Source organism: Caenispirillum salinarum AK4, from assembly GCF_000315795.1.
Lineage (GTDB): Bacteria > Pseudomonadota > Alphaproteobacteria > Rhodospirillales > Rhodospirillaceae > Caenispirillum > Caenispirillum salinarum.
The window spans coordinates 1-16450 of sequence record NZ_ANHY01000038.1 but is presented as its reverse complement, the minus strand read 5'-3'; the positions used below and the strand labels follow the sequence as shown (position 1 = coordinate 16450).

The following is a 16450-nucleotide window of genomic DNA, read 5'->3' as shown; positions in this document are numbered from 1 at the left end:
GTCGTACCGTCGGCGCCGGCGTCGTCGCCAAGATCATCGAGTAATACTGCAGATGGTCGCGCGGGCCCCGGCCGGAGCCCGCGCGACTTTTTACTTGTCAAACCGGTTTGGGATCGTTATATCGTCCCGCTCCGGCCGACAGGTTTCCGGCCGTATCCGCGACCGCCACCGTTCAGGCGGCGGTCGTCCGGGCCCTAGGGGTGTAGCTCAATTGGTAGAGCACCGGTCTCCAAAACCGGGGGCTGCGGGTTCGATCCCTGCCACCCCTGCCAGCCCCTCCCGGGTTGGCGCCCCAGCCCAGCGGACCGACTTCGTGCGGTTCGACACTCGCCGGGCGGTCCGGGCTTCTTGACCGCAGGTTATCGCGCCGGGTCGGTATCCGACTCGGCTTTTGGAATTTTGGACGCTGAACAGCATGGCTAAAACCACCCCGGGCCAGTTCGTCCGACAGGTCCGCCAGGAGTTGTCGAAGGTCACCTGGCCCACGCGCAAGGAAACCACGATCTCCACGGTCATGGTTTTCATCATGGTGACGCTGGCCGCGCTGTTTTTCCTGATCGTCGACCAGCTTCTGGCCTGGGGCGTTCAGCTGGTCTTCGGGCTTGGAGGGTAATCGGGGAATGGCCGCGCGCTGGTACGTGCTGCACGTCTACTCGGGCTTCGAGAACAAGGTCGCCCAGTCCATCCGCGAGCAGGCGGAGCAGAAGGGCATGGCCGATAAGTTCGAGCAGGTTCTCGTGCCGACCGAAGAGGTCGTGGAAGTGCGCCGCGGGGCCAAGGTCCAGGCCGAGCGCAAGTTCTTCCCCGGCTACGTCCTTCTGAAAATGGATCTCAACGACGAGACCTACCACCTCGTCACCGGCACCGCGAAGGTCACCGGCTTCCTGGGCGCCAAGGGGCGCCCCGCGCCCATCACGGAGCGCGAGGCCGAGCGGATCATGAAGCAGGTGCAGGAAGGCATCGAGCGGCCCAAGCCGTCGGTCACCTTCGAGGTGGGTGAGCAGGTCCGCGTCTCCGACGGCCCCTTCGCCAGCTTCAACGGTCTGGTCGAGGAAGTGGACGAGGAGCGTGCCCGCCTCAAGGTCTCGGTGTCGATCTTCGGGCGCTCCACCCCGGTCGAGCTGGAATATTCCCAGGTGGAAAAGGCTTAAGAAAGCCGCCCGTTGCATGGAATTCCGGCCCCGGGACATCCGGGTCCGGCAAGCGCGTGGGAGGTTGGGCCCGGAAGTCCTCGGGCGCCGCGTACCACGCAGCCTCTCGCAAGCCCCGCGCGATGATCGCGCGGGCATGATTTAGAGGACGACATGGCAAAGAAGATTGCTGGTTACATCAAGCTGCAGATTCCGGCTGGCAAGGCGAATCCGTCGCCGCCGGTCGGCCCCGCGCTGGGTCAGCGCGGTCTGAACATCATGGAGTTCTGCAAGGCGTTCAACGCCGCCACGCAGAACATGGAGCCGGGCATGCCGATCCCCGTGGTCATCACGGCCTACACGGATCGCACCTTCTCCTTCGTCACCAAGACCCCGCCGGTGTCCTACTTCCTGAAGAAGGCCGCCGGTCTGTCCAAGGGGTCGCAGACCCCTGGCAAGGGCACGGTCGGCAAGGTGACCGTCGCGCAGCTGCGCGAGATCGCCGAGCAGAAGATGCCGGACCTGAACTGCGCCGACGTCGACGCGGCCGTCGCCATGGTGCGCGGGTCCGCGGAGTCCATGGGCCTCGAGGTGACGGAGTAAGACAATGGCGAAGATTGGCAAGCGTCTGAAGGCCGCCTACGAGGGTGTCGACCCGAATGCGGCCGTGGATCTCCCCGAGGCTCTGAAGACCATCAAGGAGCGCGCGAGCGCGAAGTTCGACGAGACCGTCGAGATCGCCATGAACCTGGGCGTCGACCCGCGCCACGCCGACCAGATGGTCCGCGGCATGGTCGAGCTGCCGCACGGCACCGGCAAGACGGTCCGCGTGGCCGTGTTCGCCAAGGGCGACAAGGCGGCCGAGGCGACCAACGCCGGTGCCGACATCGTGGGCGCCGACGACCTGGCCGAGCAGATCCAGGCCGGTCAGATCGACTTCGACCGCTGCATCGCGACGCCGGACATGATGGGTGTCGTCGGCCGTCTGGGTAAGGTGCTGGGTCCGCGCGGCCTGATGCCGAACCCGAAGCTCGGCACCGTGACCCCGAACGTCACCGAGGCCATCCGCGCCGCCAAGGCCGGCCAGGTGCAGTTCCGCGTCGAAAAGGCGGGCATCGTGCACGCCGGCATCGGCAAGGCCAGCTTCTCGCTGGACCAGCTGGTGGAGAACGCGCGTGCGTTCGTCGACGCCATCGCCAAGGCGAAGCCGACCGGCGCCAAGGGCACCTACATCGAGAAGATCGCGGTCAGCTCCACCATGGGGCCCGGCCTGAAGGTCAACACGGCCACCGTTAGCGGTGAATAACGCCGTGTAAGGTTCCCGGGCGGCCCCTCGGCAAGGGGGCCGCTTCGGGTGCATCGGGGAGAGGCAGTGCTCCCCACACCTGTCCGAGACCGCAGGAGCCTTCGGGCTTAAAGGGGACACCGTCCCGGTCCTGCATAGACGGGAGCAGCAAGCGGAATTCCTTTCTCCTGAGTGAGTTGGGTGCCGGCTTGGGCTTCTGGGGCAGGTTGACCCCGCCGTTCCTTCGGGGGCGGTCGGGGAAACTCGCAACCTCTCGCGTCCGGTTCCGCCGGGCGCGGGAACAGAGAAGCGGAGACGGAAGTGAACCGTACCGAAAAGCAGGAACTGGTTGCCGACCTGCACAACCTTTTCACGGAGAAGACGTCCGTGGTCGTCGCCCACTACAAGGGTCTGACGGTCTCGGATGTTCAGGCTCTGCGTGCGAAGGTTCGTGAGGCCGGTGCCGGCTACAAGGTCACGAAGAACCGTCTGACGCGTCTCGCCCTTGCCGACACGAAGTTCGAAGGTCTGAGCGACCTGTTCACCGGTCCGACGGCGATTGCCTACTCGGACGACCCGGTGGCGGCCGCGAAGGTCATGAACGACTTCGCGAAGACCAACGAAAAGCTGGTCATCCTGGGCGGGTCCATGGGCGACGGCAAGGTCCTCGACGTCGAAGGCGTCAAGGCCCTGGCGTCCCTGCCGTCGCTGGATGAGCTGCGTGGCAAGATCGTGGGCATGATCCAGACCCCGGCGACCCGTATCGCCGGCGTCACCCAGGCTCCGGCCGGTCAGCTCGCGCGGGTCTTCGGTGCCTATGCCGACAAGGGCGAAGCCGCGTAAGGCGCGTCTTTCTTTCACGAAACAGTCATGGCCCTGCGCATTGACGCGGGCCGCATGAAACCTCAGGAGAAGTTTGAAATGGCCGATCTCGAGAAGCTGGTCGACGAGCTGTCCAACCTGACCGTCCTGGAAGCCGCCGAGCTGTCCAAGATGCTCGAGGAGAAGTGGGGCGTGTCCGCCGCGGCGCCGGTCGCCGTTGCCGGTGCCGCTCCGGCCGCCGGTGGCGCCGCCGCCGCGGAAGAGAAGACCGAGTTCGACGTGATCCTCGCCTCCGCCGGCGAGAAGAAGATCAACGTCATCAAGGAAGTCCGCGCCATCACCGGCCTGGGCCTGAAGGAGGCCAAGGAACTGGTCGAGGGCGCGCCGAAGCCGATCAAGGAAGGCGTCGACAAGGACGAGGCCGAGAAGCTGAAGAAGCAGCTCGAAGAGGCCGGCGCCAGCGTCGAGCTGAAGTAAGTCGGCGACACGCCATAAGGCGTTTTGGGCCGGATGGGCATGCTCCTCGCAAGAGGGGCATCGCCCTCCGGCCCGCCGATGTTTCTGCTCCGGCCCGGCGGTTCGCGTGTTACGCGCATCCGCCGGGTTCGGACGCAGCCTCGGCCCCCGGACGAAAGCCGCGCCGCCGTAAGCGCGCCTTTCGCCTGCGGGCCGCCGGCCGCTCCCCCATCCCCGCACCGGTCAAGCGGGGACGACTGACGGGGACGGGCGCCGGGTGGAACGAAGGCGGTGCGGGCCCTGGTTGGTCGGCCTTCACCGCCGGATGGCGCGGCCACGCCCCGTCGCATTCGCGCGCGTCGGGCGGGGAACGGGTCGCGATGGACCAACGCGTTATGAACGAGGAGCGGCAATGGCTAAGTCCTTTACTGGTCGGAAGCGGGTGCGGAAAGACTTCGGGCGCATTCCGTCCGTCGCCCCCATGCCCAACCTGATCGAGGTGCAGAAAAGCTCCTACGACAGTTTCCTGGAATCGGGCGTCAACGGCCGCACCGCCAGCGGTCTCGAGGAAGTCTTCAAGTCCGTCTTTCCGATCAAGGATTTCGCCGGCAAGGGTGAGCTGGAGTTCGTGTCCTACGAACTCGAAGAGCCCAAGTACGACGTGGAGGAGTGCCAGCAGCGCGGGATGACCTTCGCCGCGCCGCTGAAGGTCACCCTGCGCCTGGTGGTGTGGGACGTGGACGAGGACACCGGCGCCCGTTCCATCCGCGACATCAAGGAGCAGGACGTCTACATGGGCGACATGCCGCTCATGACGGACAAGGGCACCTTCATCGTCAACGGCACCGAGCGTGTCATCGTCTCGCAGATGCACCGCAGCCCGGGCGTCTTCTTCGACCACGACAAGGGCAAGACGCACTCGTCGGGCAAGTACCTGTTCGCCGCCCGCGTCATTCCCTACCGCGGCTCCTGGCTGGACTTCGAGTTCGACGCCAAGGACCTGGCCTACGTGCGCATCGACCGTCGCCGCAAGCTGCCGGTGACGACGCTGCTGTATGCGCTGGACTCCGCTGCGACCGAGGCCCTGCGCGCCGAGCGCAAGGCCGAGGGTAAGCCGATCGATCCGGCCGAGATCAACGGCATGAACAGCGAGGACATCCTGTCGTACTTCTACGACAAGGTCCTCTACACCCGGGATTCGCGCGGCTGGAAGACCGCCTTCAACGCCGACGCCATGCGCGGCGTGAAGCTGGTTTCCGACCTGATCGACGCCAAGACGGGCGAGACCCTCATGGAGGCCGGCCAGAAGGTGACGGCCCGCGCCGCCCGCAAGCTGGCCGAGCAGGGCCTGGAGGAAATCCGCGTCCAGGCCGAGGACCTGACGGGCCGCTACGCCGCCGAGGACATCATCGACCCGGCGTCGGGCGAAATCTTCGTCGAGGCCGGCGAGGAGATCACCGAGGACGTGCTGGCCAGCCTGGAGCGCGGCGGCCACGACGAACTGCCAGTCCTGCACATCGACCACGTCAACGTCGGCCCCTACATCCGCAACACGCTGGCGGTGGACAAGAACACCTGCCGCGAGGAAGCGCTCATCGACATCTACCGGGTCATGCGCCCGGGCGAGCCGCCGACGCTGGAGACGGCGGAGGCGCTGTTCCGCGGCCTGTTCTTCGACAGCGAGCGCTACGACCTCTCGGCCGTTGGCCGCGTGAAGATGAACGCGCGCCTGGGCATCTCCATGGAGGAGGCCCCGGACACCCAGCGGACCCTGCGCAAGGAAGACATCCTGCGCATCGTCAAGCAGCTGGTCGAGCTGAAGGACGGCCGCGGCGAGATCGACGACATCGACCACCTGGGCAACCGTCGCGTCCGCTCTGTCGGCGAGCTGATGGAGAACCAGTACCGCGTCGGCCTGCTGCGCATGGAGCGCGCCATCCGCGAGCGCATGTCGTCGGTGGACATCGACACGGTCATGCCGCACGACCTGATCAACGCCAAGCCGGCGGCGGCGGCGGTGCGCGAGTTCTTCGGCAGTTCGCAGCTGTCGCAGTTCATGGACCAGACCAACCCGCTGTCCGAGATCACGCACAAGCGGCGTCTCTCGGCGCTTGGTCCGGGCGGTCTGACGCGTGAGCGCGCCGGCTTCGAGGTGCGCGACGTGCACCCGACCCACTACGGCCGCATCTGCCCAATTGAAACGCCGGAAGGGCCGAACATCGGCCTGATCAACTCGCTGGCGACCTATGCGCGGGTCAACCAGTACGGCTTCATCGAAAGCCCCTACCGCCGGGTCGAGGGCGGCAAGGTGACCGACGAGGTCGTCTACATGTCGGCCATGGAGGAGGGCAAGTACACCATTGCCCAGGCCAACGCCGAACTGGACGACGACAACAACTTCGTCGGCGACCTGATTTCCTGCCGCAAGGCGGGCGACTTCGTGCTGATCTCGCCGGACCAGATCGACTTCGTGGACGTGTCTCCGAAGCAGCTGGTGTCGGTGGCCGCGGCGTTGATCCCGTTCCTGGAGAACGACGACGCCAACCGCGCGCTGATGGGCTCGAACATGCAGCGTCAGGCGGTGCCGCTCATCAAGGCCGAGGCGCCGTTCGTCGGCACCGGCATGGAGAAGGCGGTCGCCCGCGACTCGGGTGCGACCATCGTCGCCCGCCGGGCCGGCCTGGTGCAGCAGGTGGACGCCACCCGTATCGTCGTGCGCGCCACGGAAGACGTGGTCAGCACGGAATCGGGCGTCGACATCTATCGCCTGCTGAAGTTCCAGCGCTCCAACCAGTCGACCTGCATGACCCAGCGTCCGCTGGTGAAGGTGGGTGACGTGGTGGCGAAGGGCGACATCATTGCCGACGGTCCGTCGACGGACCTGGGCGAGCTGGCGCTCGGTCGCAACGTGCTGGTCGCCTTCATGCCGTGGAACGGCTACAACTTCGAGGACTCCATCCTCATCTCCGAGCGCATCGTCCGCGACGACGTGTTCACCTCGATCCACATCGAGGAGTTCGAGGTGATGGCCCGCGACACCAAGCTGGGCCAGGAGGAGATCACGCGCGACATCCCGAACGTGGGCGAGGACGCGCTGAAGAACCTCGACGAGGCGGGCATCGTCTACATCGGCGCCGAGGTGAAGGCCGGCGACATCCTGGTCGGCAAGGTCACGCCCAAGGGCGAGAGCCCGGTCACCCCGGAAGAGAAGCTGCTGCGCGCCATCTTCGGCGAGAAGGCCTCCGACGTGCGCGACACCAGCCTGCGCCTGCCGCCGGGCACGCAGGGCACCATCGTCGACGTCCGCATCTTCAACCGCCGCGGCGTGGAGAAGGACGAGCGCACTCTGGCCATCGACCGGCACGAGATCGAGCGCCTGGCCAAGGACCGCGACGACGAGCGCAAGATCCTGGAGGGCAGCTTCTCTGCCCGCCTGAAGGAGATGCTGCTCGGCCATATCGCCGTCGCCGGCCCCAAGGGCGCGCCGACCGGCGTCAAGATCGACGAGAAGCTGCTGTCCGACTACACGCCGGGTCAGTGGCGCCAGTTCGCCGTCGAGGACGACGCGGTGATGTCCGAGATCGAGGACCTGAAGAAGGCCTTCGAGGACAGCATCACGGCCCTGCAGCAGCGTTTCGAGTCCAAGGTCGAGAAGCTGGAGCGCGGCGACGAGCTGCCCCCGGGCGTGCTGAAGATGGTCAAGGTCTTCGTCGCGGTGAAGCGCAAGCTGCAGCCGGGCGACAAGATGGCCGGCCGTCACGGCAACAAGGGCGTCATCTCGCGCATCGTGCCCATCGAGGACATGCCGTACCTGGAGGACGGCACCCAGGTGGACATCGTGCTCAACCCGCTGGGCGTGCCCTCGCGCATGAACGTCGGTCAGATCCTGGAGACGCACCTGGGCTGGGCCTGCCGCGGCCTCGGCCACCAGCTGCGCGACGTCCTGGACTCGGTGACCTACGCCGGCGCGTCGGTGGACGCCCTGCGCGACAAGCTCAAGATGATCTACGGCGATGCGGCCTATGCCGACGAGATCGCCGACCTCGGCGACGAGGAGATCAAGGAGCTGTCGGCCAACCTGCGCACGGGCGTGCCCATCGCCACACCGGTGTTCGACGGCGCCCGCGAGGCGGACATCGCCGACATGCTGGGCAAGGCGAACCTGCACGTCTCCGGCCAGGTCACCCTGCACGACGGGCGCACGGGCGAGCCGTTCGACCGCCAGGTCACGGTGGGCTACATCTACATGCTGAAGCTCCACCACCTGGTCGACGACAAGATCCACGCCCGCTCCATCGGGCCGTACTCGCTGGTCACCCAGCAGCCGCTGGGCGGCAAGGCCCAGTTCGGCGGTCAGCGCTTCGGTGAAATGGAGGTGTGGGCCCTAGAAGCCTACGGCGCGGCTTACACGCTGCAGGAGATGCTGACGGTGAAGTCCGACGATGTGTCGGGCCGCACCAAGGTCTACGAGGCGATCGTCCGCGGCGACGACACGTTCGAGGCCGGCATCCCCGAGTCCTTCAACGTGCTCGTGAAGGAAATGCGGTCGCTGGGCCTCGACGTGGAGCTTGGCCAAAGCGAGGGCTGATGCTGCTTTAGCATTTGTGGAAGAACGGGTTGCGGGCGCCTCGCCCGCTCCCCACACTCTAGGGCCCGGCGGCCCGATCCAGAATTGGGCCGCCATGTAGTGCGTGGCACGGGCGGGTGGACCGCCCCACGGGATCCCGGGCATGGTCCCCGTCCGACGCCCGCAGCGGGAGAGTAGGCATGAATGAGCTTATGAAGATCTTCGGTCAGGTCAGCGGCACCCAGTCGTTCGACCAGATCAAGATTTCCATCGCGAGCCCCGAGAAGATCCGGTCCTGGTCATTCGGCGAGATCAAGAAGCCGGAGACCATCAACTATCGTACCTTCAAGCCCGAGCGCGACGGCCTGTTCTGTGCGCGCATCTTCGGCCCCGTGAAGGACTACGAGTGCTTGTGCGGCAAGTACAAGCGCATGAAGTACCGCGGCATCATCTGCGAGAAGTGCGGCGTCGAGGTCACCCTGTCCAAGGTGCGCCGCGAGCGCATGGGCCACATCGAGCTGGCCGCGCCGGTGGCGCACATCTGGTTCCTCAAGAGCCTGCCGAGCCGCATCGGCCTGCTCATGGACATGACGCTGAAGGATCTCGAGCGCGTCCTGTACTTCGAGAACTATGTGGTCATCGAGCCGGGCCTGACCCCGCTGAAGCTCCATGAGCTGATGACCGAGGAGCAGTACCAGCGCGCCATTGACGAGTACGGCGAGGACAGCTTCACCGCCGGCATCGGCGCCGAGGCCATCCGCGACATGCTGGTGGTGCTGGACCTGCCGCAGCTGCGCGAGGAACTGCGCGCCGAGCTGCGCGAGACGTCGTCGGAGGCCAAGCGCAAGAAGCTGGTCAAGCGCCTGAAGATCCTCGAGGCCTTCATCGAGTCCGGCTGCCGCCCGGAGTGGATGATCCTGGAAGTCATTCCGGTGATCCCGCCCGAACTGCGCCCGCTGGTGCCGCTGGACGGCGGCCGCTTCGCGACCTCGGACCTGAACGACCTGTACCGCCGCGTCATCAACCGCAACAACCGCCTGAAGCGGCTGATGGAACTGCGCGCGCCCGAGATCATCATCCGCAACGAAAAGCGCATGCTGCAGGAGGCCGTCGACGCCCTGTTCGACAACGGCCGCCGCGGCCGCGCCATCACGGGTGCGAACAAGCGTCCGCTGAAGTCGCTGTCGGACATGCTGAAGGGCAAGCAGGGCCGCTTCCGTCAGAACCTGCTGGGCAAGCGCGTCGACTACTCTGGCCGTTCGGTCATCGTGGTCGGCCCGGAACTGAAGCTGCACCAGTGCGGCCTGCCCAAGAAGATGGCGCTGGAGCTGTTCAAGCCGTTCATCTACTCCAAGCTCGAACTCTATGGCATGGCGACCACCATCAAGGCCGCCAAGCGCATGGTGGAGAAGGAGCGTCCCGAGGTCTGGGATATCCTGGAAGAGGTGATCCGCGAGCACCCGGTCATGCTCAACCGCGCGCCGACGCTGCACCGCCTGGGCATCCAGGCGTTCGAGCCGGTGCTGGTGGAGGGCAAGGCCATCCAGCTGCACCCGCTGGTCTGCACCGCCTTCAACGCCGACTTCGACGGCGACCAGATGGCCGTGCACGTTCCGCTGTCGCTGGAAGCGCAGCTGGAAGCGCGCGTGCTGATGATGTCGACGAACAATATCCTCAGCCCGGCCAACGGCAAGCCGATCATCGTTCCGACCCAGGACATGGTGCTGGGTATCTACTACCTGACCATGGAAGGTGACGAGCAGCCCGGCCTGCGGCTCAAGTTCCAGGACATGGACGAGCTGAAGGCGGCCATCGACGCCGGCGACGCCTACTTCTGGAACCCGCGCGACCCGGCCAACCCCATCGCCACCGATAACCTGGAGCAGCTGTCGGCCGACGTCGCCAACGGCAAGATCTGGGCTCACCGCGTGGTCAAGATGGACGACGCGGCGGCGGTCGAGAAGGGCGTCAACGAGGGCAAGATCGGGGTCTTCAACAAGGAGAACCCGGGCCAGGCCTTCAACTACGATGGCATCGAGGCCCTGATGGCGGCGGTCAAGGACGACCGCGCGCTGCTGTTCCCCGTTCCCATCTTCTCGACCTCCAACGAGATCGAGGAGGCCCTGCACGAGAAGGTCGTCGGCCTGCACACCAAGGTGCTCGCCCGCCTGCCCACGGTTGATTCCGAGGGCAACGCGGTGGTGCGCCTGGTGGCCACCACGCCGGGCCGCATGATGCTGGGCTCGGTGCTGCCCAAGAACAAGATGGTGCCGTTCGAGCTGGTTAACCGGCTGCTCCGCAAGAAGGACATCTCCGAGGTCATCGACGTGGTCTACCGCCACTGCGGCCAGAAGGAGACCGTGATCTTCTGCGACCGCATCATGGCCATGGGCTTCAAGCAGGCCGCCAAGGCCGGCATTTCCTTCGGCAAGGACGACATGGTCATCCCCGACAGCAAGGCGGGCATGATCGCGGAGACCGAAGCCCAGGTGAAGGAGTTCGAGCAGCAGTACCAGGACGGCCTGATCACCCAGGGCGAGAAGTACAACAAGGTCGTCGACGCCTGGGCGCAGTGCACCGAGAAGGTCGCCGACGCGATGATGGGCGAGATCTCCAAGGTCGATCCGGCCAAGGGCGTCAACTCGGTCTACATGATGGCGCACTCCGGTGCCCGTGGCTCCGCCGCCCAGATGAAGCAGCTCGCCGGCATGCGCGGCCTGATGGCCAAGCCGTCGGGCGAGATCATCGAGACGCCGATCATCTCGAACTTCAAGGAAGGCCTGACCGTGCTGGAGTACTTCAACTCCACCCACGGTGCCCGTAAGGGTCTGGCCGACACCGCCTTGAAGACGGCCAACTCGGGCTACCTGACCCGTCGTCTGGTGGACGTGGCGCAGGACGCCATCATCATCGAGGACGACTGCGGCACCGAGGAAAGCCTGACGGCCACCCCTGTGGTGGACGGCGGCGAGGTGGTCGTGTCGCTGGCCGACCGCATCCTGGGCCGCACGGCCGCCGAGGACGTGTACGACCCCAACACCGACACCACGATCGTGGCCAAGGGCGACCTCATCGAGGAACGCCACCTGGAGATGATCGAGGCGGCCGGCGTCGAGTCCGTTCGCATCCGCTCGGTGCTGACGTGCCAGACGCAGGGCGGCATCTGCTCCAAGTGCTACGGCCGTGACCTGGCGCGCGGCACCAAGGCCAACATCGGCGAGGCCGTGGGCGTCATCGCCGCCCAGTCCATCGGCGAGCCCGGCACCCAGCTGACCATGCGCACGTTCCACATCGGCGGCGCGGCCCAGCGTGGTGCGGAGCAGTCGAGCATCGAGGCGGCCTTCGACTCCAAGGTCAAGGTGCTCAACCGCAACGTCGTGCAGAACTCCGAGGGCGTGGCCGTCGTCATGGCGCGCAACTGCGAGATCCTGCTGCTGGACGTGAACGGCCGCGAGAAGGCGCGTCACCGCGTGCCCTACGGCGCCCGCATCCACGTCTCCGACGACGACACGGTGGAGAAGGGGCAGAAGATGGCGGACTGGGATCCGTACACCCTGCCCATCATCACCGAGCGCGAAGGCATCGTGAACTACGTCGACCTGGTGGAAGGCGTGTCCATGCGCGAGGTCACCGACGAGGCGACGGGCGTCGCGTCCCGCGTCGTCGTCGACTGGAAGCAGCAGCCGCGCGGCTCCGACCTCAAGCCCCGCGTCACCCTGCGGGACGAGAACGGCGACGTGGTGAACCTGCCCAACGGCATGGAAGCCCGCTACTTCATGTCGGTGGACGCCATCCTGTCGGTGGAGAACGGCCAGAAGGTCCACGCCGGTGACGTGCTGGCGCGTATCCCGCGCGAATCGTCCAAGACCCGCGACATCACGGGCGGTCTGCCGCGCATGGCGGAGCTGTTCGAGGCGCGGCGCCCGAAGGACCACGCCATCATCTCCGAGGTCGACGGCCGCGTGGAGTTCGGCAAGGACTACAAGAACAAGCGCCGCGTGGTCGTGACCACGGAAGAGGGCGATTCGTTCGAGTACCTGGTGCCCAAGGGCAAGCACCTGTCGGTCCAGGAAGGCGACTACGTCCGCAAGGGCGACCCGCTGATGGACGGCAACCCGGTGCCCCACGACATCCTGCGTGTCATGGGCGTCGAGGCGCTGGCCGACTACCTGATCAAGGAGATCCAGGACGTCTACCGACTGCAGGGCGTGAAGATCAACGACAAGCACATCGAGGTGATCTGCCGCCAGATGCTGCAGAAGGTCGAGATCACCGAGCCCGGCGACACCACCTTCCTGGTGGGCGAGCAGGTCGACCGTCTCGAGTTCGCGCTCGAGAACGAGAAGACCATCAAGGAGAACGGCCGTCCCGCCACGGCGGAGGCGGTGCTGCAGGGCATCACCAAGGCGTCGCTGCAGACCCACTCCTTCGTCTCGGCCGCCTCGTTCCAGGAAACCACCCGCGTCCTGACGGAAGCGGCGGTTTCGGGCAAGGTGGACAGCCTGATCGGCCTGAAGGAGAACGTCATCGTCGGCCGCCTGATCCCGGCGGGTACGGGGGCGATGATGAACACCATGCGCCAGATCGCGGCCGGCCGCGACAAGGAGATGCAGGACATCAGCCAGGCGGCGGCCACGGCCGCGCTGCCGGGCGGACCGGAAGAGGGCGGCGACGTGCCGCCGGCCTCCGGCGAGACCGGCGGGGAAACCCCGCCGCCGGCCGGCGAGTGATCGCCGAATCCCGGTAATTGACCACAGCGACTCGGGGCGTCTTTCCACAGGCGCCCCGAGTGGCTTTGTTCAAGGCGGAAGGCTAGGGGAAATCGGGATTCTTTCCCTTGACGGCCCCTGGGGGCGTCACTAGTATTCCGCCCTCACCGGGCCGCTGGTGGTGGCGTCCTTCGGGCGCCAGACACGCGGTCTGGTACAGCGATATTTCCATAGGGTCCGCCGCCCAGGCCGGACCACGGGGAAACGCCCACGGGGCCACCATTTGGTGTGGTCCGCTGGGTTTTTTGTCTTGGTCGCGCATGCGGCCTGTTTGTTGTGGCCGCAGTGACGGCCCGTCGGTTTAGGTCGCGCCTGCGACATGTTGCGCAAGAGCGTGAGGAAAAGGGAAGGTTAATGCCTACGATCAACCAGTTGATCCGCATGGGCCGCGAAGCGCCGGTTAAGCGCAACAAGGTGCCGGCCATGCAGGCTTGCCCGCAGAAGCGCGGTGTCTGCACTCGCGTCTACACGACCACCCCGAAGAAGCCGAACTCGGCCCTTCGTAAGGTCGCGCGTGTGCGTCTGACCAACGGCTACGAGGTGTCCTCGTACATCCCCGGCGAGGGTCACAACCTCCAGGAACACTCGGTCGTGCTGATCCGCGGCGGCCGCGTGAAGGACCTGCCGGGTGTCCGCTACCACATCATCCGCGGCACGCTCGACACCCAGGGCGTCAAGGACCGTCGCCAGCGTCGTTCCAAGTACGGCGCGAAGCGTCCGAAGTAAGAGGGAAGCAGAACCATGTCTCGTCGCCGCGCAGCGGTTAAGCGCGAGGTCCTGCCGGACGCCAAGTTCGGTGATCTGGTCCTCGCCAAGTTCATCAACAACATCATGCTGGACGGCAAGAAGGCCGTGGCCGAGAAGATCGTCTACGGCGCGCTCGACCGTCTGGGCGCCAAGGGCAGCGACCCGGTGGAGATGTTCCACGAAGCCGTGGACAACGTGAAGCCGGCCGTCGAGGTGCGCTCCCGCCGTGTCGGCGGTGCCACCTACCAGGTGCCCGTCGAGGTGCGCCCCGAGCGTCGCCAGGCGCTGGCGTTCCGCTGGCTGGTGGACAACGCGCGCAAGCGCTCCGAGACCACCATGGTGGACCGTCTCTTCGGCGAGCTGATGGATGCCGCGAACAACCGCGGTGGTGCCGTCAAGAAGCGGGAAGACACGCACCGGATGGCCGAGGCCAACAAGGCGTTCTCGCACTACCGCTGGTAATTCCGGCCGGTCCTTCCGAACGCAGCACGCAGCGAAGAGTAAGCGACATGAAACGCGAAACCCCGCTCAATATGTACCGCAACATCGGCATCATGGCGCACATCGATGCCGGCAAGACCACGACGACCGAGCGAATCCTGTATTACACGGGCAAGTCGCACAAGATCGGCGAGGTCCACGACGGCGCGGCCACCATGGACTGGATGGAGCAGGAGCAGGAGCGTGGCATCACGATCACCTCCGCTGCGACCACCGCGTTCTGGAAGGACCACCGGATCAACATCATCGACACCCCGGGCCACGTGGACTTCACCATCGAGGTGGAGCGCTCCCTGCGTGTGCTCGACGGTGCCGTCGCGGTGTTCGACTCGGTGGCTGGCGTGGAGCCGCAGTCCGAGACGGTGTGGCGCCAGGCTGACAAGTACCACGTGCCGCGCATGTGCTTCGTCAACAAGATGGACCGCATGGGCGCGGACTTCTACCGTTGCGTCGACATGATCGTCGACCGCCTGGGCGCGCACCCGCTGGTCATCAACCTGCCGATCGGCTCCGAGTCCGATTTCGTCGGCCTCGTCGACCTGGTGAAGATGCAGGCCGTCATCTGGAAGGGTGACGACCTGGGTGCCTCCTACGAATACACCGACATCCCCGAGGACCTGCAGGACAAGGCCGCCGAGTACCGCGAGAAGCTGGTCGAGGCCGCCGTCGAGCAGGACGAGGAGGCCATGGAGGCGTACCTCGAGGGCACCGAGCCCACCGAGGAGAAGCTCAAGGAGCTGATCCGCAAGGGCACCATCGGCATGGCCTTCACGCCGGTCCTGTGTGGCACCGCCTTCAAGAACAAGGGTGTCCAGACCATGCTGGACGCCGTGATCGACTTCATGCCGTCCCCGCTGGACGTGCCCGCCATCAAGGGCGTGCTCCCCGACAGCGACGAAGAGGTCAAGCGCAGCCCCGACGACCAGGAGCCGTTCTCGGCGCTGGCGTTCAAGATCATGAACGACCCGTTCGTCGGCTCGCTGACCTTCGCCCGCATCTACTCGGGCATCGTCGAGTCCGGCAGCTACGTCCTGAACACGGTGAAGGGCAAGCGCGAGCGCATCGGCCGCATGCTGCTCATGCACTCCAACAACCGTGAAGAGATCAAGTGGGCGTCGGCCGGCGACATCGTCGCCATCGTGGGCCTGAAGGACACCACGACGGGTGACACGCTGTGCGACCCGGCCAAGCCGGTCGTGCTCGAGCGCATGGAGTTCCCGGACCCCGTCATCGAGGTCGCCGTCGAGCCGAAGACCAAGGCCGACATGGAAAAGATGGGCATGGCCCTGGCGCGCCTGGCCGCCGAGGATCCGTCGTTCCGCGTGACCACCGACCACGAGTCGGGCCAGACGGTCATCAAGGGCATGGGCGAGTTGCACCTGGACATCATCGTCGACCGCCTGCGTCGCGAGTTCAAGGTGGACGCCAACGTCGGCGCCCCGCAGGTGGCCTACCGCGAGACCATCTCCAAGAGCTTCACGGTGGACTACACCCACAAGAAGCAGACGGGTGGTTCCGGTCAGTTCGCCAAGGTGGTCATCCGCTTCGAGCCGAACGAGAACGACGAGTTCGAGTTCAAGTCCGAGGTGGTCGGCGGCTCCGTGCCCAAGGAATACGTCCCGGGTGTGGAAAAGGGCCTGCGTCAGTCCATCGATTCCGGTGTGCTGGCCGGCTTCCCGATGACCAAGCTGAAGGCGACCCTGGTGGACGGCGCGTACCACGACGTCGACTCCAGCGTCATGGCCTTCGAGATCGCGGCCCGCGCCGCCTTCAAGGAAGGCGTGCCGAAGTGCGGCCCGAAGCTGCTCGAGCCCATGATGAAGGTCGAGGTCGTGACCCCCGAGGATTACATGGGCGACATCATCGGCGACCTGAACAGCCGCCGCGGCAACGTGTCGAGCATGGACCAGCGCGGCATCGCCCGCGTCGTCAACGCCCACGTGCCGCTGGCGAACATGTTCGGTTACGTGAACAACCTGCGCTCCATGTCGCAGGGTCGCGCCCAGTACACCATGCAGTTCGACCACTACGCGGAAGTTCCGAACAACGTTTCGGAAGAGATCCGCGCCAAGATGGCCGGCTGAGGCCCTTACAGCCGATTTGAAGCTGGAGACATTTGAAAGATGGCGAAGGAAAAGTTTGAGCGCTCGAAGCCGCACTGCAACATCGGCAC

Annotated in this window: 11 protein-coding genes and 1 tRNA gene; all 12 read left to right on the top strand. The window is 65.9% G+C overall.

All coding sequences use genetic code 11. The features are described 5' to 3' along the window. Positions 1-196: 196 nt before the first annotated feature. Positions 197-272 (top strand) — tRNA-Trp (locus tag C882_RS22165). Between the two features lie 143 nt (positions 273-415). Further along, the gene (secE, locus tag C882_RS22160) at positions 416-613 is read left to right on the top strand and encodes a preprotein translocase subunit SecE (RefSeq protein ID WP_009542934.1); all 198 of its coding nucleotides are present in this window, start codon (positions 416-418) and stop codon (positions 611-613) included. A 7-nt stretch (positions 614-620) separates the two neighbouring features. Continuing rightward, positions 621-1151 (top strand): transcription termination/antitermination protein NusG, encoded by a 531-nt coding sequence (gene nusG, locus C882_RS22155; protein ID WP_009542933.1) that lies wholly within the window; start codon positions 621-623, stop codon positions 1149-1151. A 153-nt stretch (positions 1152-1304) separates the two neighbouring features. Beyond that, positions 1305-1733 carry a 50S ribosomal protein L11 gene (gene rplK, locus C882_RS22150; protein ID WP_009542932.1) on the top strand — a complete coding sequence of 143 codons (429 nt, stop codon included), beginning with the start codon at positions 1305-1307 and terminating at the stop codon, positions 1731-1733. A 4-nt stretch (positions 1734-1737) separates the two neighbouring features. After that, positions 1738-2436, top strand: a complete 699-nt coding sequence (rplA, locus tag C882_RS22145; RefSeq protein WP_009542931.1) for a 50S ribosomal protein L1 — start codon at positions 1738-1740, stop codon at positions 2434-2436. 300 nt (positions 2437-2736) lie between these two features. Next, positions 2737-3258 carry a 50S ribosomal protein L10 gene (gene rplJ, locus C882_RS22140; protein ID WP_009542930.1) on the top strand — a complete coding sequence of 174 codons (522 nt, stop codon included), beginning with the start codon at positions 2737-2739 and terminating at the stop codon, positions 3256-3258. Between the two features lie 78 nt (positions 3259-3336). Next, positions 3337-3714, top strand: a complete 378-nt coding sequence (rplL, locus tag C882_RS22135; RefSeq protein ID WP_043647246.1) for a 50S ribosomal protein L7/L12 — start codon at positions 3337-3339, stop codon at positions 3712-3714. 391 nt (positions 3715-4105) lie between these two features. Next, entirely contained in the window at positions 4106-8281 is a 4176-nt protein-coding gene (rpoB, locus tag C882_RS22130) for a DNA-directed RNA polymerase subunit beta (RefSeq protein WP_043647243.1), read from the top strand. Positions 8282-8460: 179 nt separating this feature from the next. Then, the gene (rpoC, locus tag C882_RS24280) at positions 8461-12990 is read left to right on the top strand and encodes a DNA-directed RNA polymerase subunit beta' (RefSeq protein WP_009542926.1); all 4530 of its coding nucleotides are present in this window, start codon (positions 8461-8463) and stop codon (positions 12988-12990) included. A 393-nt stretch (positions 12991-13383) separates the two neighbouring features. Then, positions 13384-13755, top strand: coding sequence for a 30S ribosomal protein S12 (rpsL, locus tag C882_RS22120; protein ID WP_009542925.1), 372 nt, complete (start codon positions 13384-13386; stop codon positions 13753-13755). Between the two features lie 15 nt (positions 13756-13770). After that, positions 13771-14238 carry a 30S ribosomal protein S7 gene (gene rpsG, locus C882_RS22115; protein WP_009542924.1) on the top strand — a complete coding sequence of 156 codons (468 nt, stop codon included), beginning with the start codon at positions 13771-13773 and terminating at the stop codon, positions 14236-14238. A gap of 47 nt (positions 14239-14285) precedes the next feature. Next, on the top strand, positions 14286-16361 hold the full coding sequence (gene fusA, locus C882_RS22110; protein ID WP_009542923.1) for an elongation factor G: 2076 nt from the start codon (positions 14286-14288) through the stop codon (positions 16359-16361). Positions 16362-16450: the final 89 nt, after the last annotated feature.

Excerpts from the sequence above, each read along its gene's own strand:
- rplL (WP_043647246.1), top strand. The coding sequence starts at position 3,337 with ATGGCCGATCTCGAGAAGCTGGTCGACGAGCTGTCCAACCTGACCGTC.
- secE (WP_009542934.1), top strand. The coding sequence starts at position 416 with ATGGCTAAAACCACCCCGGGCCAGTTCGTCCGACAGGTCCGCCAGGAG.
- rplK (WP_009542932.1), top strand. The coding sequence starts at position 1,305 with ATGGCAAAGAAGATTGCTGGTTACATCAAGCTGCAGATTCCGGCTGGC.
- rpsL (WP_009542925.1), top strand. The coding sequence starts at position 13,384 with ATGCCTACGATCAACCAGTTGATCCGCATGGGCCGCGAAGCGCCGGTT.
- rpoB (WP_043647243.1), top strand. The coding sequence starts at position 4,106 with ATGGCTAAGTCCTTTACTGGTCGGAAGCGGGTGCGGAAAGACTTCGGG.
- rpoC (WP_009542926.1), top strand. The coding sequence starts at position 8,461 with ATGAATGAGCTTATGAAGATCTTCGGTCAGGTCAGCGGCACCCAGTCG.
- rplA (WP_009542931.1), top strand. The coding sequence starts at position 1,738 with ATGGCGAAGATTGGCAAGCGTCTGAAGGCCGCCTACGAGGGTGTCGAC.
- rpsG (WP_009542924.1), top strand. The coding sequence starts at position 13,771 with ATGTCTCGTCGCCGCGCAGCGGTTAAGCGCGAGGTCCTGCCGGACGCC.
- nusG (WP_009542933.1), top strand. The coding sequence starts at position 621 with ATGGCCGCGCGCTGGTACGTGCTGCACGTCTACTCGGGCTTCGAGAAC.
- fusA (WP_009542923.1), top strand. The coding sequence starts at position 14,286 with ATGAAACGCGAAACCCCGCTCAATATGTACCGCAACATCGGCATCATG.